The sequence below is a fragment of the Bifidobacterium callitrichidarum genome, from assembly GCF_003129905.1.
In the GTDB taxonomy this organism is placed as follows: Bacteria; Actinomycetota; Actinomycetes; order Actinomycetales; family Bifidobacteriaceae; genus Bifidobacterium; species Bifidobacterium callitrichidarum.
The window spans coordinates 14586-38170 of sequence record NZ_QFFM01000003.1; the positions used below are offsets into that span (position 1 = coordinate 14586).

Annotated in this window: 22 protein-coding genes and 2 CRISPR repeat arrays; of the genes, 13 read left to right on the forward strand and 9 right to left on the reverse strand. The window is 56.1% G+C overall.

The features are described 5' to 3' along the window. Nucleotides 1-292: 292 nt before the first annotated feature. The gene (locus tag DF196_RS01705; RefSeq protein WP_109056211.1) at nt 293-787 is read left to right on the forward strand and encodes a hypothetical protein; all 495 of its coding nucleotides are present in this window, start codon (nt 293-295) and stop codon (nt 785-787) included. An 85-nt stretch (nt 788-872) separates the two neighbouring features. After that, the gene (locus tag DF196_RS01710; RefSeq protein WP_109056212.1) at nt 873-3323 is read left to right on the forward strand and encodes a right-handed parallel beta-helix repeat-containing protein; all 2451 of its coding nucleotides are present in this window, start codon (nt 873-875) and stop codon (nt 3321-3323) included. A gap of 93 nt (nt 3324-3416) precedes the next feature. Here the strand turns inward: DF196_RS01710 and DF196_RS01715 are convergent, their stop codons facing one another. Continuing rightward, nucleotides 3417-4208: a helix-turn-helix domain-containing protein gene (locus DF196_RS01715; RefSeq protein WP_109056213.1), complete on the reverse strand. Its 792-nt coding sequence runs from the start codon at nt 4206-4208 to the stop codon at nt 3417-3419. A gap of 105 nt (nt 4209-4313) precedes the next feature. Between DF196_RS01715 and DF196_RS01720 the strand changes: the two genes are divergently transcribed. The 6 genes from DF196_RS01720 (at nt 4314) to DF196_RS01745 (ending at nt 10488) form a co-directional block, all read left to right on the forward strand. Then, on the forward strand, nt 4314-4748 hold the full coding sequence (locus DF196_RS01720; protein ID WP_109056214.1) for a FliH/SctL family protein: 435 nt from the start codon (nt 4314-4316) through the stop codon (nt 4746-4748). Between the two features lie 112 nt (nt 4749-4860). Next, nucleotides 4861-5241, forward strand: a complete 381-nt coding sequence (locus tag DF196_RS01725; protein ID WP_109056215.1) for a hypothetical protein — start codon at nt 4861-4863, stop codon at nt 5239-5241. A gap of 173 nt (nt 5242-5414) precedes the next feature. Further along, complete coding sequence (locus DF196_RS01730; RefSeq protein ID WP_146194654.1) at nt 5415-6971, forward strand: helix-turn-helix domain-containing protein; 1557 nt, start codon at nt 5415-5417, stop codon at nt 6969-6971. A 165-nt stretch (nt 6972-7136) separates the two neighbouring features. After that, the gene (locus tag DF196_RS01735) at nt 7137-8870 is read left to right on the forward strand and encodes a helix-turn-helix domain-containing protein (protein WP_146194655.1); all 1734 of its coding nucleotides are present in this window, start codon (nt 7137-7139) and stop codon (nt 8868-8870) included. Beyond that, the gene (locus tag DF196_RS01740) at nt 8867-10129 is read left to right on the forward strand and encodes a DUF2142 domain-containing protein (protein WP_109056218.1); all 1263 of its coding nucleotides are present in this window, start codon (nt 8867-8869) and stop codon (nt 10127-10129) included. The genes DF196_RS01735 and DF196_RS01740 overlap by 4 nt, the downstream gene beginning before the upstream one ends. 11 nt (nt 10130-10140) lie before the next feature. Further along, entirely contained in the window at nt 10141-10488 is a 348-nt protein-coding gene (locus DF196_RS01745; protein WP_109056219.1) for an RNA polymerase-binding protein RbpA, read from the forward strand. Between the two features lie 674 nt (nt 10489-11162). Further along, nucleotides 11163-11864: direct repeats of the CRISPR family, unit length 28 nt; unit sequence GATTCAACCCCACATACGTGGGGACAAG. 527 nt (nt 11865-12391) lie between these two features. Next, a CRISPR array of direct repeats spans nt 12392-13150; the repeat unit is 28 nt; unit sequence GATTCAACCCCACATACGTGGGGACAAG. 221 nt (nt 13151-13371) lie between these two features. On the opposite strand, the gene cas2e is transcribed toward DF196_RS01745, so the two are convergent. From cas2e to DF196_RS01785, 8 genes are all read right to left on the reverse strand, one after another. Then, nucleotides 13372-13737: a type I-E CRISPR-associated endoribonuclease Cas2e gene (cas2e, locus tag DF196_RS14160; protein ID WP_109056220.1), complete on the reverse strand. Its 366-nt coding sequence runs from the start codon at nt 13735-13737 to the stop codon at nt 13372-13374. Next, nucleotides 13665-14588: a type I-E CRISPR-associated endonuclease Cas1e gene (gene cas1e / locus DF196_RS01755; protein WP_109056221.1), complete on the reverse strand. Its 924-nt coding sequence runs from the start codon at nt 14586-14588 to the stop codon at nt 13665-13667. The genes cas2e and cas1e overlap by 73 nt, the downstream gene beginning before the upstream one ends. Then, nucleotides 14585-15211, reverse strand: a complete 627-nt coding sequence (gene cas6e, locus DF196_RS01760; RefSeq protein ID WP_109056222.1) for a type I-E CRISPR-associated protein Cas6/Cse3/CasE — start codon at nt 15209-15211, stop codon at nt 14585-14587. The genes cas1e and cas6e overlap by 4 nt, the downstream gene beginning before the upstream one ends. Then, the gene (cas5e, locus tag DF196_RS01765; RefSeq protein ID WP_158276236.1) at nt 15208-15894 is read right to left on the reverse strand and encodes a type I-E CRISPR-associated protein Cas5/CasD; all 687 of its coding nucleotides are present in this window, start codon (nt 15892-15894) and stop codon (nt 15208-15210) included. Before cas5e ends, cas6e begins: the two co-directional genes overlap by 4 nt. Further along, nucleotides 15891-17045: a type I-E CRISPR-associated protein Cas7/Cse4/CasC gene (cas7e, locus tag DF196_RS01770; RefSeq protein WP_109056224.1), complete on the reverse strand. Its 1155-nt coding sequence runs from the start codon at nt 17043-17045 to the stop codon at nt 15891-15893. The genes cas5e and cas7e overlap by 4 nt, the downstream gene beginning before the upstream one ends. A 64-nt stretch (nt 17046-17109) precedes the next feature. Continuing rightward, nucleotides 17110-17673: a type I-E CRISPR-associated protein Cse2/CasB gene (gene casB, locus DF196_RS01775; protein WP_158276237.1), complete on the reverse strand. Its 564-nt coding sequence runs from the start codon at nt 17671-17673 to the stop codon at nt 17110-17112. After that, nucleotides 17670-19394: a type I-E CRISPR-associated protein Cse1/CasA gene (gene casA / locus DF196_RS01780; RefSeq protein ID WP_158276238.1), complete on the reverse strand. Its 1725-nt coding sequence runs from the start codon at nt 19392-19394 to the stop codon at nt 17670-17672. The genes casB and casA overlap by 4 nt, the downstream gene beginning before the upstream one ends. A 28-nt stretch (nt 19395-19422) precedes the next feature. Continuing rightward, nucleotides 19423-20685: a peptidoglycan bridge formation glycyltransferase FemA/FemB family protein gene (locus DF196_RS01785; RefSeq protein WP_158276239.1), complete on the reverse strand. Its 1263-nt coding sequence runs from the start codon at nt 20683-20685 to the stop codon at nt 19423-19425. A gap of 160 nt (nt 20686-20845) precedes the next feature. On the opposite strand from DF196_RS01785, the gene DF196_RS13385 reads away from it, so the two are divergent. The 5 genes from DF196_RS13385 (at nt 20846) to DF196_RS01800 (ending at nt 23434) form a co-directional block, all read left to right on the forward strand. Beyond that, nucleotides 20846-21040, forward strand: coding sequence for a hypothetical protein (locus DF196_RS13385; RefSeq protein WP_158276240.1), 195 nt, complete (start codon nt 20846-20848; stop codon nt 21038-21040). A gap of 136 nt (nt 21041-21176) precedes the next feature. Beyond that, nucleotides 21177-21746, forward strand: a complete 570-nt coding sequence (ssb, locus tag DF196_RS01790) for a single-stranded DNA-binding protein (protein WP_109056228.1) — start codon at nt 21177-21179, stop codon at nt 21744-21746. An 89-nt stretch (nt 21747-21835) separates the two neighbouring features. Continuing rightward, nucleotides 21836-22054: a hypothetical protein gene (locus DF196_RS13185; RefSeq protein ID WP_146194657.1), complete on the forward strand. Its 219-nt coding sequence runs from the start codon at nt 21836-21838 to the stop codon at nt 22052-22054. 110 nt (nt 22055-22164) lie between these two features. Beyond that, the gene (locus DF196_RS01795; RefSeq protein ID WP_109056229.1) at nt 22165-22497 is read left to right on the forward strand and encodes a hypothetical protein; all 333 of its coding nucleotides are present in this window, start codon (nt 22165-22167) and stop codon (nt 22495-22497) included. A 103-nt stretch (nt 22498-22600) separates the two neighbouring features. Beyond that, nucleotides 22601-23434 (forward strand): CHAP domain-containing protein, encoded by an 834-nt coding sequence (locus tag DF196_RS01800; RefSeq protein ID WP_241519540.1) that lies wholly within the window; start codon nt 22601-22603, stop codon nt 23432-23434. Nucleotides 23435-23585 lie beyond the last annotated feature (151 nt).

Sequence of the window (23585 nt, forward strand, 5' to 3'; positions counted from 1 at the left end):
GGCTTGTTTTATGTGGTTCAAGGTGAGGGGTGCCGGTTTGCCTGTTTAGGCTCCGTTCGAGGGTTTCTTTGTGTTCTCCGGTGACTGCCCTGATTCGTTTATGTCTGCTCGTCTGAGAGCGGCACGATGGTCCATCGTCTTGTCTCGCGTGCCTCAAAACCCTCGACCCTGCTATACCGAAATTCTCCACATAGGGGGGGTGTTTGAAAAAACCGAGGTTGAAATCCCTTCCACGGCGGGTAGCTTCACCTGTGACAACTGAAGAACCAGGCACTCTATCAAGGAGTATTCAATGATCGGACTGTCCAAACAAGACAGTGTCATGACCCCACAGGAATGGGATCAATACAATCGAACAGTCGGCAACCTCCACCATCTGCTCGACCAGATGGATGACACCATCCGTTTGAAGAAGCTTTCCAACCCGGACGTATTGAACGCGCAACTGCCGGTCAACAACCGTTACACGGCACCGCAAACCTACGCATATCAGCCGCAGCAGCCGGCTCCAACCTACCAGCCGACACCCGCCGCTCGTCCGGCCTCTCAATACTCATACCGTCAGACACGCTCAACCAGCAGCGCGCCGACCACGCAATTCCCCGCCTACCAGCCGCCTGCATCGAAGCCGCGACAGCAGGCCAATCCGTTGGGGATGCAACTGCCGCCATCCCAGCCGATGCCGGAATTCCACCCCACATTGCCGACCTATCAGGCTCCGACGCGAGTGGAACCCTCCTACCAGACATCCTCATCCGGAACCCCGTCCGCGCCGTTCGGATTCTAACCGCGTAAGACAATCCACTCCGGAACCATTAAGCCTTAAACCAAAAAGCAGTCAAACAAACCCAATCAAGATTGGAGCCATAGTTTTGGCAAACAGCATTTACAAGACCAGCATCGCCATGACCGCCATCATCGCCAGCCTGGGATGCGGCATGACCACGAGCGCCATGGCCGATCAGACGACCCCGCAGTCCGATCAGGTCGTCTCCCAGAGCGTTGAAGCCCCGACCGCTGACACTAAGACCACTGATACGCCGGCCACCGGCACCAAGGATGACACCCCGGCTGCGACCACCGTCGCGAAGATCGGCGACACTGCCTACACGACCCTCGCCGACGCGGTGAAGGCCGCCAAGGACGGTGACACCATCACCCTGACCGGCAAGATCACCGGCAACACCACCATCGACAAGAAGATCATCCTGCAAGGCACCGACGGCAATCAGGTCAACGGCACCATCACCGTGACCGCCGCAGGCGCGACCGTCCGCAACGTGTCGTTCGTGTTCGACCAGGACACCACCAAGGGCGACAAGACCGACATGCGTGGAGCAGCGTTAAGCCAGCTCATCGTCAAGGCAGACAACGTGACCGTCGAAGCCAACTCGTTCACCATCACTCGTGACGCGAACACCACTCGCCAGTTGAATGCCGTCTGGGTGCAGAACGCCAAGACCACCAAGATCACCGGCAACAACTTCAACATCGCCACCCACGCCCGCTACCTGACCGACCAGACCAAGACCGGCACTGACTCGTGGAGCTGGGTCGCCGTCAACCTGATCGGCGGCGTCGACAAGACCGGTGCCAGCACCGTTTCGGACGTGACCATTACAAGGAACACGATGACCGTGGGCGAAGGCGATCGCCTCGACGCAGCCAAACTGCCCGAAGCCTCCAAGGGCAAGAACCTGAGCGGTCAGGTCAACCTGCTCGTCGCCAACGGCAACGACACCGCCCGTCAAGGCGTCACGAACGTCACCGTATCCAACAACACGGTCGTCAACGCCTCCAAGCTTGCCGACACAGACGCCAACCTGTACGGTCTGACCCTCATGGGCACCAGCGCCGTGAACGTGTCCAACAACACGTTCGCCGGCACGGTCGCCGTCGCCACCAGCCATTGGGGTACCCAGGCCGGCAGCCTGGGTCTCACCTACACCGGCAACACCGACAACACTTCCAAGGGCGTGAGCTTCGGTTCCGGCTCCTACGCGGGCACCGTCGACTACAGTGACAACACCGGTACCGCCGGCGCCACGCTCGTGAAGACCGACAACGGAACGTTCACCACCATCAGCGAATCCGTGGACGCCTCCAAGGACGGGCACCTCACCCTGCTCGGCGACTTCTCAGAGAAGTTCATCGTCCCTGAAGGCCGTAGCCCGATCATCGACCTGAACGGTCACTCCCTGTCCGGTGACATCGAAAACAACGGTACGCTGACCCTCACCGATTCCAGTGAAGCCCAGACCGGCACCGCGTCCGGCGCCATCACCGGCAAGGGCAAGCTGACCATCACCGGCGGCAAGTATGCGAAGCTGCCTGATGGTGCGACCATTCCGGAAGGCTACGGTACCGTGACCGACAAGGATGGTGTCACCAGCGTCGTCAAGGCCGTCATCAACACGGAGAAGCCCACGGTCGAGATCAGCGCCAAGGACGGCAAGATCGACGAAAAGCAGATCATCGCCCTAACTGGAGCCACTGTCAACCTGCCTGGCTATGACCTCAAGGTCACGGACATGAAGCCGGTGAACGATCTGATCGAAGCCAACAAGACCGGTCAGGCCACCGTCGAACTCCAGATCATGAAGGACGGCAAGACCATCGGCGACCCGATCACCGTGACCGTGAACGTCACCGGCGAAACCGTTCCGGTGCATGTCACCGTCAAGAACGATAAGATCACCGTCAACGTGAAGGACGGCAAGCTGGACGAAGCCACCCTGCTCAAGCTCGTGGAAGCCAAGGCCGACAATGATGGTGCGACCCTCTCCGTTGACGCGAAGCAGCTGGAAGCCCTCAACCAGGCCATCGACACGAACACCGCCGGTGACGTCGTGGTCGGCGTCATCGCAACCCTCGGCGACTCCACCGACACCACGCCGGTGACCGTCACCGTGCAGGCCATCGACTTCACCGCCAACGACTTCGACTGGAAGCTCACCGACGGATATCTGACCGCCGACAAGATTCTGGAGCTCGCCAAGCCGACCATCAAGCTCGACGGCTACAAGTACACGATCGACAGCAAGCAGGTCGACGCGCTGAACGCTCTGATCGACGCGAAGAAGCCCACCAAGGCCATCATCTCTATCACCGCCTCCGGCGAGAACCTGCCGACCCTGACCAAGACGGTCACCATCAACCTGACCGACACCAAGCCTTCCACGGATGACGCGAAGAAGGACGAGCAGGGCGACAAGCTCGCTCACACCGGCGTCACCCTCGGCTACGGCATGGCCTTTGCCGGACTCCTCTCCATGGCCGGCGTCGCAGCCACCCTGCTCCGCAAGCGTCTGACCAACAAGTAACGGAGCTGCCTATAGGAAACTAACGCGGGCGACGTGATTCGCCCAAACTTCTAGGGACATTGGGATCGGGGCCACAAATGTGGCCCCGATCCCTTATCTGCGATAGCTTTCAGCGATACGTTTCTTTGCATCCTCCATGTCCGTCTTCATCCGGCTCAACTGGTTCGCATATTCAGAGAAGATACGACTGGTGATTTCCAACGTCTCATGCCGAGTGGAGTCGTCCATCCCGTCCAAGTCTGTCTTCAATGCTTCGAATCGATTATGTCGGCGGATTTTCTCCTGTTTCAGGGCTTCCGGGGAGAAGAACATTTCCTTTGTTACCGGGAAGTTCTCTCTGAGCTCTTTGTCCAATGCACTCCAAATCAGGAACCGAGCGGAATTGGAATCGGATACCGCTTTCTGCCATTCCTTGTCGGCTTTCCTTGGATTATCCGTTTGTTCGGCACCCCATGAAGCTTGTATTAGCTGATCAAAATGAGTCAGCAACTCTTCAGGATTGATTATCAACAGCAGTGCAGAGAGTGCTTTGGAATAATCGTCCAGTGGATCACGTGAACCGTCTGATTGGAAGCCCGCAGCATCCCGTATGGCAGTGACTGCCGTTGGATCCAGTCCTAGGTAATCAGCAGCATCCTGCGTCGAATAATCATGGGCTTTCATATCGCCGGTCAGATGCGCAACTGGTTCTCCAAGAATGTCGGATAGTTTGAGCAGATTCTCATAGCTGGGTGGCGTATGGCCAGGTAGGTTCTCCCAACGGGATATCTGAGCTTGGGTCACGCCCATATCGTCCGCGAGGTCCTGTTGACTGAGCCCGGCCAGTTTCCTGTACTTGACGATGTTCCCGCTGAGAATGCGTAGAGACTCGTTTATATCAAACATGTCATAATTCTAGCTGATATGGCTTATGAAGCGCGGCGAGTATGCATTTGAGAGCATGAAACAGCTCCGATAAGTTGAAACCAACGACCAAACAAAGGAGCAAACATGCAGGACAACAATCAGACCACAAACTCAACCGCCACGGAAAACAAGGCAATTCAGTGGGCAAAAGACCATAAAACAGCCATTGTTCTAACCACCCTTGGTTGCGCCGCCGTCCTTACAGGAGGAATGCTGGTCGCAAAGAACAACTACAAGATAGGCCACGCTGACGGCATTACCGAAGGTTTCGGCAGCGGGTATTCGGCTGGGATGAAGGAAGGACTCCGCCGGATTCAAATACCGGAATCGAGCTCTGACGACGCCGCGTTCAATCAGGTTGCATCGACTGTCTCCGGGCATGCCAGAAAACTGCCAACTGGTTTCGTTCGCTCCGTGGCAAAGGATCAGGAGATCAAGTCGCTCGGTCTCGATCTTCCTGATGATGTGACGTTCGTGGATGCGCACAGTCGTGTCCGGAGTCGTCCGGTTGCCGCATAGGAGTGGTTCGGCGTGCCGTGTTGATTCGCTTGGCTTTTCTTCTGTTTTTGGAACATATGTTCGTCTACTGGCTGGGATAGAACATATGTTCCAAACGGAGAGGAGCGAACATATGGCAACCAAACTCATCACCCTACGATGCGGCCATCAGGAGCGCGTCAACGTCGACGGGCCTTATCGGATCATCGAACGCCGCATACGCCAAGTCGAACAAGCCGAATGCCCCATATGCCAAGGAAACAATGACAAACGCTGGGCCGACAACAACAGGCTGATACCACTCCGAGGAGTGCATGATCAGTGTCTTCGCGCCGAAACCATCCGCAAGAACACGCTTAATCGAATCAAGGTACTCATCGATCATTCGACCATCAGAGATAAGGACGCTTTCCAAGAGCTGAAGAAACAGGCATTGCGAATCGACAGTGCAGCCTGGTGGCTGGAACATCGAGGCGATGCCATCGAGGTTCTGGCAAGGGATATCGAGCTCTGATTTTTTTGATGTCCCTCACGTAGGGGGTGGATGAGTTTTATCTTCCCCCTACGTGAGGGATACGGTGTTTTTCGCATCATTTCAAGGTTTTAAGCATCTTCCAAGTGCTTAAAAGTCGAAGTCGCACCCTTATGAGATGTCACATCTCACAGAGATGCAACACCATTTCCTACATGGAAAACAACACAGATACCACGTCTGCCCTCATTCTCAATGACCTGCGGACGCTGCAGAATTACGAAACATCAACCGAACCGGCGAACACCCCAGTCAAAGAGTACAACCGGCTCATTGAACTACCACTCCAGCAAATCGTCCAAGCACTGAACGAGAACAACCTCGATCCTGACGAATACAAGACCCTGCTGCAATACGCGGCGACAAGTCTCCAATCGCAGGACACCGGAAGATTCATCAACCGTACCAAGGACGAATTCACATTCCTACGCCAATACACCGGAGCAAGCCAGCAGTGGCTGGCAACCAAGCTCAACGCGAGTCTTTCTACAATCAGACGTTGGGAAAGCCCGGATAGCGAATACATGCCATCAAAAGAAGCATGGACAGCCTTGGACGAACTCAACCAGCTCATCAACAAAACCGCCAATGAAAACCTGGCAAAAAGGATCCAATCCAGCGAATCCCTAAGAAAACAGTGGGGAGCCGCCTACTCGTACTGGTTTGGAAAGGACGCAGAGCACACCCTGCTTATAGGACTCCACCACTATAAGGATGAGACAGGATTCCGTAACGACCTAACAAAATACATCTACCATCCATGGCCTGATGTGACACCAGCCAGCACTCCGCTGGAGAAGAATGCGGACCCATTCGAGTACGACGTTCAGCAAGCTGAAAAGGAATACAACGATCGTCTGCAGAAGGATGCTTACCGCAGGGAGGATTCACCCGAATACGAAAACGCTTGGAGTGTTTTCGAACAGGCAGATACCTATGAGATTCAGAACGCAATCACGAGGCGCATCGTGCATCTCGTTGAAACGAAAGCGTATGACCATTCACTCACCGATAGAGAGCTGAGTGTCTCTTTCGATATTCATGCCGGAAGTATTCTGCCTAACAGGTCAAACAGACGTGTGGGTGGCTTTAAGAATCCAGTCAAAAAAGTGAAGATAAGCACCCTAGTTCCCGGATTTATCCCCGGAGATTCTCATGACATGGCGCAACTCTCGTATCAAATTCAACGTCACTGTCGGGCAAGCCGGAAATACAGGGACTATACCATCTTCTGCACGGATGACCAGTTTGCCTTCATCGCCCCGATAAACTATGTCTCAGAGCAGAAGGAAGACGATGTCAAATATGTGACGTTGGACTCTCCGATTTTCAAAGGTGTTCAGAAAGAGGAGAGGGCTGTAGAAGTAGCCGAAGGTCAATTCCCTGAATATACGGTTACTCAAATTAATGCAGATGCTTCCAACCAAACGGTAATTCGATTGGAACGTCTTTCAGATGAAGACAAGACTGTACGTAATCAGCTAGCGGAAGCCTATCATCTCAAGCCATGGGAGATCCAGATTTCCGACAATGCTGAAGGCGGTTTCAAGTTCAAATCTTCCAAACCTATATTTGACGATAAGGTCAAGATAAACAAGCTGGTCAAGAAACTCTGCGGTCGAAAAACATGGTGGAAGACCAATGATGATTTCACCATTCTCATCACATACCCGAACATCGCTTCTCGAATGAAAGAGACCCAGAATTCATAACCCAAATTGGCCTGTAGGGGGTCGCAGCAAACAGCAAACCCCCTACAGGCCAATTCAATAAAACCGCGGAATTTCAACTAAAAACCTACCATTCAAGCCATCTGTTCTTATATCAAACATTTCCCGAGAACACCGACCGCTCATAAGTGCATCAGACTGCATTGCATGAGCGATACGAGTAAGAGCACGGTGGTTGAAGCCCTCCGTCGGTTGAAAACCTACGACGAGACAAAACAACCAATGAAACTTCCCGTCGAGGAATACGCCCAACTTGCAAACCAACCATTGGACATCCTGCTGCAAGCACTGTCCACAGCCGGACTGGAAGAAGCCGAATATCGGGAACTAGTCGCATTTGCAGCCACGGGATTACGAGAGCCGCGGAAGAAACAGTCTATTGAACGCAGTAAAGAGGAATTTCTTTATTTACGACAGCGGTTAGGATTGAGCCAGCAGTGGATTGCGGATCGCTTGCAGATAAGCGTCGTCACAGTGCGTCGCTGGGAGGATCCGTCCAGTTCTTATAAGCCGGACGATACTGCTTGGCAACTCCTAGACGAATATGGGAAATGGGAATACCGCACCGCGTTAAAGGCAGTCAACGATAGAATCAACGACATCGTGAATCGTCGGAGAGATCTCGGTTCTTTTAATGACTACTGGTATGGGGCGGACGACACCCTCTGGTTGGGGTTGCATTATTACCGTGATGAAGTTTCATATCAAGCCGATGTTGAAATCAAGAAGCAGACGCAACCTACCTGCGATGACGCCATTTCATATATGGCGGATACATATTCCACGTATTTCAACCAGTGGAGCATATTCCCGGAAGCTAAGAGCTTCACGGTGCAGAACGCGATTACCTCAACGATCGTAGAAATCGTTAGCAATGGGAAATACGATACAAAAATCTCCGGCAATCTAGTAAAAACTTGTTTCGACCGGAAAGCAGAGACGGTACTCGATGCAATGACGTCTAAGGAAGAAAAGAGTAATACCGTTTCCTTTGACTTTGCCGATCAGTTCTATAGTGCGCGTCGAGTGAATGAGTATGTTCTAGGTAAGTCACTCTCCGGACAGCCTGTCATTTGGAATACCGATCTGGTTTCTGGCCTGCTGGTGACCGGGAAAGCCGGTTCAGGTAAAAGTGTCTTGGAACAGAATCTGGTAGTACAGGCATTGCGTAAGTACTCCCAAGTCATTGTCATTGACCCATTCAAACTGGGGTCTGATTTCAACTGGGCTGAAACTCATATCACTCTGGTAACCGGTCAGACTGATTATCGGAATATCGAGGGGATATTATCCGGAATCCTGGAAACCATCCACGAACGAAATAACCTGCTTGAATCCAATGGCTGTCAGCATTTGAACGTTTTGCCGAATCATCTGCAGCCTCAAAGAATACTGCTGCTGTTCTGCGGATTTGATGCCTTTATCAATCAGCTTTCCAATATATCCGGCTCCTATACCGATATGACGGGATTCGAAGACCATGAGTCCCAGAATGCTTCGATTCGCCATAGCTGCGAACTATTATCGAGAATCGCCATTACTGGCAGAAGCACTGGAGTCAATATCCTTCTGGACGCCCAGTTGCTAAGCGAATCATCGATAGACCGCATCATGAATGGGCGCGCTTTATATAAGTGTCTGTCTAAAGTCGTAATGGGCGATACAACACCGGCAGGAACGCCGAGTCCAATCAGCCAGCAGATTGCAGTGAAGCAAACCTTGTTGGCGAAGACGAAACAATGGCATATCGGCATGGGAGTCTATTCCGTATTCGGAAACGACCCTGTCTTCTTCTCCACGGACTGGAATGGTGGATCAGACAATCTGATGAGTCAGATTTCATCACTTCCAAGCGTTAACTCCAAGCGGGAGAAGAGATGAACACCCAGACGATAACACGTGGGATAGCAAGTCATCTACCTGCTTTGGTCTTCGCTCTGGTCACGCTATTGACCGGCTTGGCCAGTATTTCCGCATACGGGCCTCTGACCATCCCCGACCCGGATATTCACGTGTATGCTTCCTACGCTCTCGCAACTGGTCAAATCGGGCAAAACATTCGAACCATGGATGACGGCGCAGGCAACCAAGTACACATCCAATACGTGCGTATGCCGTCGAATCTACGCCAAGCCCCATTGGATAACAAGACAGTCGGCAACATTCTCGACCCGGTCAACCATGAGAATGATGAGCGTTTCAAGCAATGGAACAAGCTGACGATGGCTGACGTGGGAAGCGGACTGAAAGCTTCCAGGGCCAACCAGTATTCTCCGTTGTCGTTCATTCCGCAAGCGGTCGGTATTGGTCTTGCCCGAGCGACTGGGGCAAGCATGTGGAATCAGCTTCAAGTCGGTCGAATATCAAGCCTGCTGGTTTATTGCATGCTAGGAGTGATTTCGGTAGTTCTTGTCAGACGCCTCGGATGGCTCATGACAGTGATCCTTGCGAACCCCGTATCTGTTTTCGTTGCATCGTCATTGAGCGCGGATACTTTGACCAATACGGTTGCCGCGCTGACCATTGCACTGGCGGTCAAATTAGGAGTATGCGAGAAGCGTTCAACGCTGTTAATTGTCGGTCTTAGTGTTTGCTTGGCATTGCTTGTGCCTTTGAAGCTTTGCTACATGCCTTTGGCTCTACTCCCATTGGCTTTAGAGACCATTCGTTTAAGAGACCGTCTACTAATTACGGTAATCCCCACTGCAGTTGGCATAATCCTCATGTGCTGGTGGAGCTTGTCTTACGGTCGCATAGCGGCCACTGTCAATATGAGCGAAACCAAAAAGCATCTCGTGGATCATCCCATCCACGATATTTTGCGCAGTCTCGTGGGCGGATGGAACAACGTATGGCGTGTGCTGGCAGGGCATGGAATTATGACTGCGGCAATACTCGTTATTCTGACCGCGTTCGTTCTCACTACACGAAAAATGAGTTTCGATCGGAAGAGAATTTGCGTAGTCATAGCCGCTGCGATTCTCAGCACGACCGCGATTGCCGGCATGCTCATCATCACATGGGCCAAACCAACCCTCCCATGGGGCGTCGCCCCGTTCGGCTTCCAGGAACGCTATTTACTACCGCTCCTCCCATTGCTCGTCTTCACCACAAAACCAGAAACTTCCCTCTCAAAGTAAGGAGAAGAACCATGTCAGATCACACACTCCGCGGCTCAATCATTGGCAGCAAGTCCCTTGAATCCGACGAGAACATCGACCCAATCGAACGAGAAGAAGTCGCATACATATGTCCCAAAGGCCACGAGACCATAATCCCGTTCGCGGTTACGGCGGAAATCCCGGAGGCATGGGAATGCCGATGCGGAGCCGTTGCTCGACGAGAAGATGTTGACGACAGGTATTTCTACGGCGGGTACAAGCCGAAGAGAACACACTGGGATTTGCTGCTGGAACGCCGTACCGAGGAAGAGTTGCAGGAGGTTCTAGAAAAACGTCTGAAGATGCATCGCGAAGGTTGGATTCCCGACTACGAATAAATGGGGATTCAATCCCACATACGTGGGGACAAGATGGCTTTCCAGCTTTTGCGAGCAAGCTTCACGGATGATTCAACCCCACATACGTGGGGACAAGTCGCCATCCAAGGAATATCCAAGGATTTATCTGGAATCAACCCCCACGTACGTGGGGAAAGAAGACTCCTTCCATTAGATGCCATTCACACCGGGATTCAACCCCACGTACGTGGGGACAAGACGGCACGATAAGCCAAGACAAACCAGCCCAGGATTCACCCCCATACGTGGGGATAAAGCGGCCCGGCACACGTTCGATTTGCTTTCGGTGGATTCAACCCCACTTGCGTGGGGATAAGGGCGTAGTCATTACTCAAACGCAAGGCGGCGTGGATTCAATCCCACATACGGGGGGACAAGACTCGGAATCCTCCCCGCACAGTTGGAGAACTGGATTCAACCCCACATACGTGGGGACAAGAGTTCCGTCAAGATCGTTGACGACTCTGGCGGAGATTCAACCCCACATGCGTGGGGAGTAAAGGCGGTTCTCCAGCTGCGTGGGGAAGATTCCGATTCAACCCCACATGCGTGGGGACAAGGCACGCGCCTTCGAGAAGTTGAAGGACGCGGCGGATTCAACCCCACAATGTGGGGACAAGACTGGATGGAATGGCGGCAAAGTAGCCACTGTGGATTCAACCCCACATACGTGGGGACAAGTTTGGCGTATCCAACCATTCCTTGCCGTGCTCGGATTCAACCCCACATACGTGGGGACAAGGGTAGTTCAATTCCGCCGCGTAGGTTCCGAGGGGATTCAACCCCACATACGTGGGGACAAGTAATCGTGGAAGATGCGGATACCGAAACTATAGGATTCAACCCCACATACGTGGGGACAAGGACAGCGGGGACACCGCGTGGAACACGACGTAAGATTCAACCCCACATACGTGGGGACAAGTCAACAGCTTGCGCGGAAGAAGTTTGGCGACGGAAGATTCAACCCCACATACGTGGGGACAAGGTCACCGTCGATATTGTCCTTCCCGAACACCCGGATTCAACCCCACATACGTGGGGACAAGCTGTCAATCACAGCGTCGGTCAGGGCGTCGATAGATTCAACCCCACATACGTGGGGACAAGGCTGCAGGCGCTTACAAACGCCCTAGGAGGCAAGATTCAACCCCACATACGTGGGGACAAGATGAACGCGGACTTCGGCCACCAGGCCGTGCCGGATTCAACCCCCCATACGTGGGGACAAGTCGCGAAGGGCCAAACCGTGAAGCGGAACCGCGGATTCAACCCCACATACGTGGGGACAAGCGTCAGGCGGCAAACGCTGCGCAAAGCGTATTGGATTCAACCCCACATACGTGGGGATAAGTTCTGGCCTCCGAATCAGTTCAGAACGAGTTTGGATTCAACCCCCACTTACGTAGTGGATAAGCATGTGGATGAGCCTGATCTGAAGCTGGTGCGGGATTCAACCCCACCTAAGTGGGGACAAGTGTATGGCGATGGCGCGCATACCGTGTTTGCCCGGATTCAACCCCACTTGCGTGGGGATAAGTCGAGTTCATTACCGGTGGCATTTCTCTGCCGGGATTCAACCCCCACATATGTGGGGACAAGTTAACGGGTGTGAGAATCTCGCTGACTGTCTTGGATTCAACCCCACATACGTGGGGATAAGGCGGTGTTTTCTTCTACTTGTTTCCAGAACTGGGATTCAACCACACTTGCGTGGGGACAAGGTGTTGACGGTCTGGAAAGCTGGCCTTAGCCTCGGATTCAACCCCACGGAAGTGGGGATAAGTAAAACGCCGTGGCAAGACGAGGACTATTGCCCGGATTCAACCCCCACATACGTGGGGATAAGTCTTGGCGCTACCCCATACACCTGCCGTTCGAGGATTCAACCCCACATACGTGGGGACAAGTCATGCTCTGGATTTGATCCACGAGTACTTCGGGATTCAACCCCACATACGTGGGGACAAGGAGCACGTTAAGCGGCCTGCCATGAGCCACCCGGATTCAACCCCACATACGTGGGGACAAGTGCGGAGCTCACTTGCTCATGCGGTTTCAAAGGGATTCAACCCCACGTACGTGGGGACAAGAAGTCAAGGCCACGGCGGACGACGAAGAAGCCAGATTCAACCCCACATACGTGGGGACAAGATTCGGACGAGGGCTTACGGCGGACACGCCTGGATTCAACCCCACATACGTGGGGACAAGTCAGCAACAAGCGTAGGCATTATTCCTCCTCCGGATTCAACCCCACATACGTGGGGACAAGGGTGCGCTCATCTGCGCCGGCCTCTTCGCCGCGGATTCAACCCCACATACGTGGGGACAAGCGATCGTCAAGAAAGCCGCCAATTCCTCCACAAGATTCAACCCCACATACGTGGGGACAAGGGCGAATCCAAGCCATTGTGCTTGACCTCGATAGATTCAACCCCACATACGTGGGGACAAGAGAACCGCCGATAGCTGAAACATGGAGGGGGCGGATTCAACCCCACATACGTGGGGACAAGTACGACGGTCAAAACCAACGTCGTATGATTCAAGATTCAACCCCACATACGTGGGGACAAGCCGCGCAGGAGAATACCCGCACGCTGTTGAAGGGATTCAACCCCACATACGTGGGGACAAGAGCAGAGAAACGGCGGAATTTCAACGGTCGGTTTTCGGAAAAAGCTTGTTTTTCCGGCGAACGACAGTTGATTTTGGCCGTTTTCTACATAAAGCGGCGCCCTCTAATATGCTCTTCTCCGGGATGAAGAGCTCAACCCCATATACATGAGGAATAGAGCAAAACCCGGGTTTCCGATCGGACAGTCACTCGCCGATGGTCGTTTAGAGTCTGATTCTGTCTTATGCTCCGAGTTCAGGATCCGACTGTGTCTGTCTTCGCTTGTGGGTCTTTTTCATGAGTAGTACTCCTTCATGGATTACGGGTTCGTATTTGGTGTTGATGTGACGGACGATGAAACCTTGTTCGGTGTGGGCTGGGACGACCATGCAGGCTCGTCCTTCTCCGATTTTCTTATCGATCTGATGCCATAGCTGGTCTCGTACTCTTGCGGAGATGTTGCCTACGTATAGGCCGGCGTCCAATTCGATAAGTCGGAGTCCGACGAGTCCTTTGAGACTGGGTGGGGCGGAGGTCAGGCGTACGACGCATAACATAGCCGCTCCTGGTTCCATCCCGACAGTACTTCGCCGGAGGCTCCGGCCCATAGGGTCATTTCCGGTTCGTTATCAGGCTCGTATGTCTTGTCTCCTTCCAAAAGGTCAAGTATGTCGTTTACGCAACGTTTCATGAAGAATCCGTCAAGCATTCGGTCTCTCAGCTCGTGTCGGACCGATGATGCGATGTCCGTCTGGTGTTTCGAGGCCATGTCGAACGCCAAGGGGAGCAGCAGTTCGGTCCGGTACAGGTCGGCGATGTCGAAAACGAAGGCTCGCTGGTTGTTCCTGTGGATGAAACCCAATGCGGGGGAGCATCCGAGGGATACGATGATGCTTTGCACGATCCCGTATGCGGTCACTCCGGCGGCGGAAAGCGCCGTGTTGACATCGTCTCGTCCTCCGCCGCGCTGCTGGCGTCCGAACCAGGGGACTCCGGTACGGTCGGATTCCGCGGCATAGGCTTTCTTGACACGATGACCTTCCATGCTGAGAAGCTCCTTCATGCCGGCATTGCTGACATCGACATCGGGGAAACGTTTTTGGAACATTTTCCTCGCCACGATGATTCGTTTCCTTGGTGAAACGGAGAGCATCGCCTGACGTTCCAGTAGCCGGGTGGATGTGGACAGGGGAGTGGCTCCGGCGTAGAACCGTGTCATGTTCTCCCCGGTCCAAAGCAGCGAGCATCCGTTCTTTGCGGCGAGGGAGATCGCCGCATGGGTGATCCTCGTGCCGGGCCCGAGCAGAAGTGTGGATAGGGTGGCGGCGGGGACGCTTTCCGTTTCGTTTTCGTTGCGGAATTGGATTGCCCCATCAGCGCACTCTATGGCGCAATGTTCGACATAGAGTGCGCTGATCCGGTCTTCCACTCGGGCGAGTGCGGTGATGAGCGTTGTCATTGTTCCGAGGTTTGTGCGGGGATGACGGTCATCAAGCCGAAGCCGTAGCCTTTTGCGCGGCCGACACCGTTTTTGAGCATCTTCGTGAACTTCTCGGGGTCGTCCACGGAGATGAACCCGTCGTACACGGAGGATGCCAGAGTGACCGTGCGGCCTTTCCGCTGGAAGACCTTGGTCGTGTCGTTCACGATGACCGCTTCCACGTCCATCAGACGGTTCCTTGTCATGTGGAACCCGTTCGCCTGCGACCTTTTGTCCAACCATTTCACGGCGTCAGACCCGTAAAGGGGAATGTTCTTGTCATCGACCTTGTGCGTCGTGTTCGCCTCCAGACGGAACCTCCAGATGGTTCCGCGCTGGATGTTGGCGAGGTATTCGTCGTAGTCGCAGATTTTGAACGAACGGCATCCGAGTTCGGCGTCGAGGATGTTCCTTGACGGCCGGGTGGTTGAAACCATGTAGAGCAGCATCCCGGTTTTCATACGGTCCAGACGCCAGAGGATTCGCTCCCCGGTGGAGCCGATGGCGGTGGTGAGGATCGCGTGAATACGTTCCGGGCTTGCCACACCTCGACGGGTACGACGGTCGACGGGGTCCAGCTGCATCTGAGTGAAATAGGTCACTGCTTGTCTCCTGCTACGGGCGGGTAGAAGTCAACGGGGTCGAGAAGTCCGCTTGTCTCATTAGACGATCCGGTTCCGGTGCCGCGGTCTCCGAATTTGCGAGGGCTGGCGGCTCGAATGGTCTTCTGCAGGCGTGGAGCCCAGCCACGGCTCTTCGGGGCGAAACTCGTCGGACTGTCGAACACGACCTCAGCCTGGCCGTCGTCATCCTTCGGTTCCACCACCACGCGGCCTTCACCGGCGAGCAGCTCATCCTCCAGACTCGACTCCACGATATGCGGCCTCAAAGGCTCCGACGGAGCGAACGCCCTGCGACCGAAGTACAGCGGACGCTGCGGGAAAGCGAGCGCCTTGCAGTATTCGCGGAGGTTTTCGTCGGTGTCTTCGATGCCGATGGTGAATTTTGCGTCGGCGATGTAGTCCTTGTGCATGGTGTAGTTCTTGCTGCCGGCGTCGCAGGTCTGGAAGTCGGTGTTCCACTGGCCTTCCTGGTCGACCCGGACACCGATGCGCATGGTCTCGAACCGGCTCAGGGAATCGGTACGGCCCATGCCGAGGGCGTTGGCGATGAGTCCGATGATGCCGCTTTTGGTGGGTTCTTTGCGGGTGTTGCGGATGTTGAGTCTGCCGTAGTCACCCCATGACATGAGGGGTGCTGCGACGGTGAAGATGAGGACGGTCACAGGTTGGCCTCCACGGTGGTCTCCACGTTTTCGAGCAGCTGGTCGAGGGTGACGTGCTCGCCAAGCTTGTCGGCTTCGCTGGTGTCGTCGCCGATACGGACGACCCATGATGCCTTGGGAGCGATGTTGTAGTTCTTCCGGTAGTCCTCCTCGGCTTCGACGAGCCGGCTGACGGCGTTCTTGACCGCGGGTGCCGAGACGGGCTTCTGGAAGGCGGTGACGAGGTTGTTGGGGGTGGAGTCCTTGATGGCGACGTAGATGAGGACCGGAAGGCTGTTGGATGCGTAGGCGTTCTGCTTGCCGGTCGGCAGGGTCATGGCGAAGGCTCGGATGAACGAGCGGATGGCCTTCGCGGCCTTCTCGTTGTCGCCGAGGTGATCGGCGTCGGCGAGGTTGGTGGCGTTGACGACCGCATAGCGGAGGAAGGTCGGGGTGGTGAACTGGTTGACGTCGAGGAAGCCTGCGCCTGCGGCTGTGATGTCGCCCTCATCGTTCACGGTGGAGGTCGCGAGGTCGTCGACTGCGGTGTAGTAGTCGGCTTCCGGAGTGGATTCGTCAACGCTGATGGCGTGGGCGACCTGGCAGGTGGCGTCCACGTTCAGGTCGTTGCTGCTTGCCGCCATACGGCCGAACAGGGACACGTCAACGGCGTGGTCGTCCTTCAGGAGCTTCTTGATGTCCTTGGCGTTCTTCTTGCCCCAAGCCTTGGCGTCACCGGATTGGATGGCCTCATACACCTTGTCCGCGAGCGTGTTCAGGGCCGGAGCGCCGATGAAGTAGAGGGCGGACAGGTCGTTCTTGTCCTTGCCCTGGGAGGTGAGGGTGAGACCGGAGTTGGAGTTCTTGGCCGGTCCGATGAGCACGTCGAGCGTGGCGGCGATGGCGGCGTCCGGGTCGATGTCGGGGTGGTTTTCCTGGATCTTGGAGGCGATGGTCTGCACGATCTTCTTGGTGCGCATGCTCAGGCTGTCGGCTGCGACGGTGGGGTCGTTGCGGAAGCCTTCGCGGATGGCGCGCTTCCATGCCTGGCTGCTGACTCGGGCTCGGACGGCGCCGCCGAAGAGCACGGTCTTCGGGGTGTTGGTGTCGTCTCGGTTGATGCAGTTGGGGCCGAGCGGCTGGAGGGCGTGGATTTCAACGAAGAGGGACATGGTTGTCTGTTTTCCTTATCTGTGTTTGGTGGGGTTGGTTGTTGGTTGGTTATCGAAGTATTGGTTATTTGGCGGGGGAGTCGGTGTCATCGGGAGTGACTCGAGCGTACAGGCGGGACCATTTGGCGATGACCTGCTTGCGGTAGGGGCCCTGCAGTTTGACGAGGTCGTCCGCGAGATCGAGATAGTCGACCGTCATGCCGGAAGCGCCGATAAGCGTGGTGAGCGTCTGCATGTACTTGAACGTCGTGGCGAAGCTCTTCGCGTTCAGCAGGGTGGTGAAACGGCGTATGATACCCGGCCCCTTCCTGTAGGCGAGTCTGCCGACGGCGGAGGCGAACGGGATGCCGTTCTCCATCGGATTCGCATGCGACTTCTGCATGTGGGTCGCCATGAGGGATCCGGTTGCGAGGAGCGCGATCTCACGCTGGGCCGGAACCTGCGGATGGTTCATATCCCATTCGGTCAGCTTGATTCCATTCATCCAGCTGAGGATCATCGCGTCGGTGACGACGCTTGCCGGGTTCCACCGGCGGAGCTTGGCGGCAAGCGCCGGATTTCCTGTTTCGGCCAGTTCCTGCAGTCGTCCCACGCTCCATGCCGCGTGTTCGATCTTGTTGTCCGTCACTGGTTTTCTGTTCCTTTCCTTAACATGTAGGAGTATTTGTTCCATGCCGTGGCTGCGGACACGAAACCGTCCTTGCCGATTCGGCCGACCAGGGCCTTGCTGCTGGCGCTCAGGTACAGGCCATATCCGAACCAGTACAACTTGTCCTTGCAGGCGGTTTCGAGTTCCTGGACCGTGTCCAACGCGGTTTGAGCGTCGGGTCGGCTGGCCAGCCATGCGTCGAACTCGCTTTCGCACAGGCTCCACGCTCGCTTCGCGTTCAGGGCGGTGAACGCAAGGATCGGAGTGCTTTCGGTCGGGGTAATTCCCTCCGATGCCTTGATCATGTCGCACAGGTTCCTGAGCGAGCCGACCCAACGGTACATCTGGGAAAAAGTGGTGTTAAGCCGAATCCTCAGATCATTGGAATCGTCGACCAACAAGCTTGTACGGGTGCTGATCTTGTTGTAGGTGAACGCCGTGATCACACCGGCCATAGGACCGTAGGATGCGCCGAATCCCTCGATGGTCGCGGGCACCTCGACACCGCATATTTTCAGCCAGTCGATGGTCTTCGGACGGAAGATCAGCGGCGGCTTACTGGACTTGCACTTGCCCTTTGCCGGCTTTTCATCCTGCGCATCGTTGATCTTGGTCTGGTCGGTGATGTTCAGGAAGGTAGGGAAGTCCCTCCACAGGCCGCGTTCCTCGTTCGCCTTGATGGGGGTGATGACTTTCTTGTCCTGATCCTCCTTGAAACGGCACATGGTCTCATAGCCCATGGCGTCGCAGGTGCGGATGCGGTCTCCCACGGTGAGCCTGACGCCGGTGACCTTCTCCCCGTCATGGGCGAGGAGGATACGACGGGATTGCCAGGTCATCAGAGTGGCCGGACCATGCAAATCGTCGATGGTGAACGTCTCCTTGACTGAGTCGTAACCGTCACGTCCGCCGACCTTGTCAGGAATCTCCTGCTCCCAGATAGGGATGTCATCACTGATCTCGTAAGCCTCATCGCCGGTGACTCCGACAGTGTTGAGCATGAGCGTGTGCCAGAGGCTGTCGCCGAGGATCAGGATGCCTTCGAATGCGCCGCACCAGCCGGTGCCGCTGGCGTTGATGTTGCCGCCGGTTTCTCGGTTGTCGCCTTCCATACGCGGCTTGTTGCCACTCGTATCGTAGGCCTGCACTGCCACGAGGCAGCGGGCAGCCTCGGCGAAGCTGATGGATTCGACGCCACGACGATATGCGGTGCTCTGGTTGTCGTTGGGGATGTCGAGCAGAAGACGACCGAGATCGTCAGGGCCCTTGTCGTTCGGCTTGGTCAGGCCGGGTACCTGGAAGAACGGGCGTTCCGGATCGAGCAGGTCGAAGCGGTCGCGGTATTCTTCGAGGTAGTCGAAGAGCTGGTCGTCGGGGCCTTCGTCATAGAGGCGATGCCATTCGTTGGGGTCGAGGTCTTCGCCGTAGGCTCGGGTGATGATGGCGATGAGGAGACGGTGGAGCGTGAATCGCTGTGCGTCATTGTCGCCGTCGAGGCTGAGCAGTCGTGTGGCGTTTTCGAAGAGCCCGGTGATGCCGTAGTCGTGGGTTTCGCGGTCGAAGCCTGTGGCTGGCAGCCATGGCTGGTCGAGTAGGTTGTACGTGTTCGTGGGAGTTTCCTCTCCATTTGGCTCTGTGTGTTGGGTGGTTTTTCGAACCGCCCTTTGTGTGGACGACTTCAGAATAGCACCCTGTTCCACGGAGACCAAATCGCGACACGCCGACGAATCATCCCCTACGCCATAATGAACCCGCCCACACAGAATGGATGAGGAACCGGAAAGGTCTCACCGGCAACACGAACCCGCCCGACAGCTCCTCAACGAAACCGTTGAAACCCTGCTTGAACTCCAACACCCCACGACCCTCATCACCCGAGTCATCGAACACGCCGGTGATCCCATAGAAGTTGTACCGGTTGACCCCGGTACGCAGGCAGAACCGGTCCATCGCCTCCAACTGGATCAACGCGGGCGCATAGAACGACTTGTACTCCCCGCGGCTTCCGGAAAACAGGTACACCACCTCATTCGGATGCTCCACGAACAGGGAGGAGGCCACCGGAATCAGGGGAGCGGCACCGGCCAGCGAACGCGCCTGTTCCAGCCGGCGCAATGCCGCCTGACGGTTGGATCCGAGCTCCCTGAGCTGCCGGGCGACCTTGCTTGAGGGATGGGATTCCGCCTTCCTCTCCAGCTTCCCGATCCGTTCCTCCAACGATTCGACGGCCGTCTCCGCGGACGAGACGAACGCATCAGTGTCGATTTCGGCGAGCATGAAATGCGCCCTGTCGCCGAACGCCTTACGGAACTGGCGGAAATACCGTTCGCCCTGAACACGGAACCCACGCCGGTCGGCCGTCTCCCTTTCTATGTCGGCGAACACCGACAGCTCATCCACGCCGATCTCACGCACCTTCACGCCCATGGATCCGGCCTTGCGGATGCAGGTGCGCATACGCGGTTCGAAGGACCGCATCAACCCGTCCCGGTCATGGATGCCGGTCAGATCCTTGACATAGTCCCAACGGTTCACGACCTCTCCATACCCGGTGCCAAGCTGCCCATGCCTCCAGCCGAGAGCGGTGAACCCGTCGATGAGCGAGGTGTTCCTTTCGCCGACCGGCTTCCCGTTCGAATCATGCCGCTGCAGCACCTCCGGCGGCCATGCCTCGACCATGTACGCTCCGCGACGTCTGGCCGCCCGCCTGATGCCATCGGTGAGGGGTTTCAGTATCCGGGGTTCGAGGCTGCCGATTGGGCCGAGCCATATGGAGCCCGTCCATCCGAGTCGGGAGTGCGAATACGCGATCTGGACCGCGGACACCAGTATCCCATCCTCGTAGACGCCCAATTGGTCGGTCTTGCGGCCGCGCAGGTTGGACAGTCTCCGCATACCCTCGGACTGTTGGAAGTTCCCGTTCCTGGCATGCTCGGCGAATCGTTCGAATTCCTCGGCGTCTATTTTCCTGCAGATGATGGTGTTGGTCATGGTGGCTCTTTTCCGGCTCCGAAAAACATGTGTGGACGATATCAGTCTATTCCGGATATGAAACATGAGGACTTCAATTGGACGTGGGTTTGCGTGTCGCGTGACCTCCGCCCGTAAGGTTTTCCTCAGAGGTTCCGATGCAGGAAGGGAGTGCAAGGCGATGGCCGAAACCATTTCAAACAGGCAGGATGATATGGGTTTCCCCGAGCGTCGCATCAGCATACCGGGGGAGGGTTTCCCACCGGATTCCGATGACGGGTTCGACGCCGATGCGGTCGACCTGCACATCTCCAAGTTGAAGGCCAGCCGGGCAGGTGTACTGCTCGTGAGAAGGTTCTGGACCGGCAAGCACTAGATTCCGGGAGTTGTCGGACACGCCTTCGGTTTCCCGTTTCAGACCATTTGAGATAGACTGAACATGTCCACACGTTTAGTCGTCGGGGGAGCAGCCCCGGGACCAGACAGAACAGAATCAAGGAGAAACGCCAACCATGGCAGACGAAACCCCAATCACCATCACAGGCAACCTCACCAGCGACCCCGAAGTACGCACCAACCAGAACGGGCCGATCGTCACCTTCACCGTCGCCCACCAAACCCGCGTATTCGACCGCCAGGCCGGACAATACGGCGGCGGCAAGACCAGCTTCTACAGGTGCACCGCGTTCCGATCCCTGGCCCAGAACATCGCCAGCGCCATGTGGCGCAAGGGCCAGCGAGTCATCGTCACCGGCTACATTGAGCAGCACCAATGGCAGGCCGAGGACGGCACCAGCCGCAGCACGTTCCAGGTGATCGTCCAGGACGCCGGCCTGAGCCTGCTGTTCGCGGGCGGCAAGGACACCAGCACGTACGGCAACCATGCGGCGCCTGGCAACTACGCCAACACGAACGCGGCACCGGCGCAATTCCCGCAGGCCGGCGGTGCGAGCCAGCAGCCCCAGCAGGCCGCATCGAACGGCGTCTACGATCCGTGGAACGGCAACGGGTCGAACAATGCGGGCGCATCGTCCGGATTCGGTTCCGGCGCCGATTTCGGTTCCGTAAACCAGGGAGTCTGAGGCGGGTGATTCGATAGGATGCTGACATCGTTTTCCGGTATGGGATGCGATGCCGTGCAGCAATATCCGAATATCCGATAATGTAGATTATGTCAGATTTTTACGAACCAAGTCTTACACCGGCCCAATGGAAACAGGCGTTGTTCCAGGAGCCGAACATCCCCGTCAACGATGATTGGACGCCAAGCGAACCGCGCCACGTCAACGGTTCCGCCCGTCCGAACAACGGTCACATACGACAGCCGAACGCCGGATGGAACCGGCGCGGATCCAACGACGATAGGCAGCAGAACCGCAGACGCTACTGACAGGAATCGGAAGCGGACTCCCAACGGGGCCCGCTTCCGCGTATCGGACGGCATGCGTCGACCATCAGACTGGGTAACCGCCAAACCCCGATCCGGAAGGAACGCCCGCCGTGAGCCGACAGATACGCATCTACAGCGACAACCAGCTGTTCTCGTTCATCATCGCCCAAGGACAGGAGGTCAGCTTCGACCTGCTGCCCACGAACAAGAACTCCAACCAGAAACCCGAACACGTCGCACGAGCCGAGATCGAAAACGAGGACGGCACGATAATCCGCGTCAAATACCACAGGCTGGGCGGCTTGTTCGGCCGGAAACTCGTGGAGAAGCACGTGGTTATCCTCAGACGCCTGAAAGCCAAGGACAAGGACATCTACCAGGTGCCGAACTGGATCGGCCAACTCGACCTGGGAGTACAGGTCATGGGCGACACATCGTTCTAGAAGCCGCGTCGGAAACCGTTGGAATTCAGGCGCATAATGGAAACAGGGCGACAGATCGCCCGAACCTCTTCCTTTCATTCCAGTTTTTTCGGGGAGCCTGACAGTGGCAAAGCATAAGCTAGGAGCACCGCAGGGCCGTGCGGCCGCGCGTAGGATCAACAAGCGTCAGAAGATCGTAGCCATCGCATTGCTCACCGCACTCCCCCTCACGGGTTACGTGGCCTCTCAGATGGCTCCCAGCCAACTCCCCTCGGCCGTGGCCTCCCCCGCATCCGACACGGATACGAAACTGGACGGCACGACGGTCACCGGCGTCAAGAACGTCAAGTTCGATTCGAAAACCGCGCTCACATCCAACCAGCTGATCGCCTCGAACACGAGAAGCAACGCGGCTTCCCGTGGCGACGACAGGGGTACGCTCCAATCCGAACAGGAGACGGGTTCCTGGGATCTCGGCGAGGCTCTGAGCATCACGACCGGGAACGGACAGAAGATCGACGCATCCAATCCGGTCATCAAAGTGCTCGTCAACAGCAGGGATTCCGGAAGTGTTCCCGCCGGTTTCAACCCGAATCATGCGACCGGAGACAACGGCAACGCCTACCCGTACGGGCAATGCACCTGGTGGGCGTACAAGCGCAGGGCGGAACTCGGCATGCCGGTCGGATCGAATCTCGGCAATGGCTCACAATGGGCCGCGTCCGCGCAGTCATTGGGTTATTGGGTGGATCAGACGCCTCGCCAGGGTGATGTGGCCGTCTACGGTGCCGGCCAGCAGGGCGCGGACGCCGTATATGGGCATGTGGCCGTAGTGGAGGCCGTGAACGACGACGGGTCGATCGTGATCAGCGAGTCGAACGTGAACGGTCAGATCGGACCGTTCCAGCGAACGGTTTCGGCCGATAATGCGAAGGCTTTGCAGTACATCCACTACTGATTTTCCTGCTGGATTCTTCCTTCGACACGCTGATGGAGGGGGTTTCCTGTAGGGGGTTGTGCTTTTTCTTTTTGTCTTAAACCTTTATGGTGTGGATTTTGGAACAGGGAACGAGAGTTCTCCCCTGCCGTTCTGCATGGTTCACGACGGC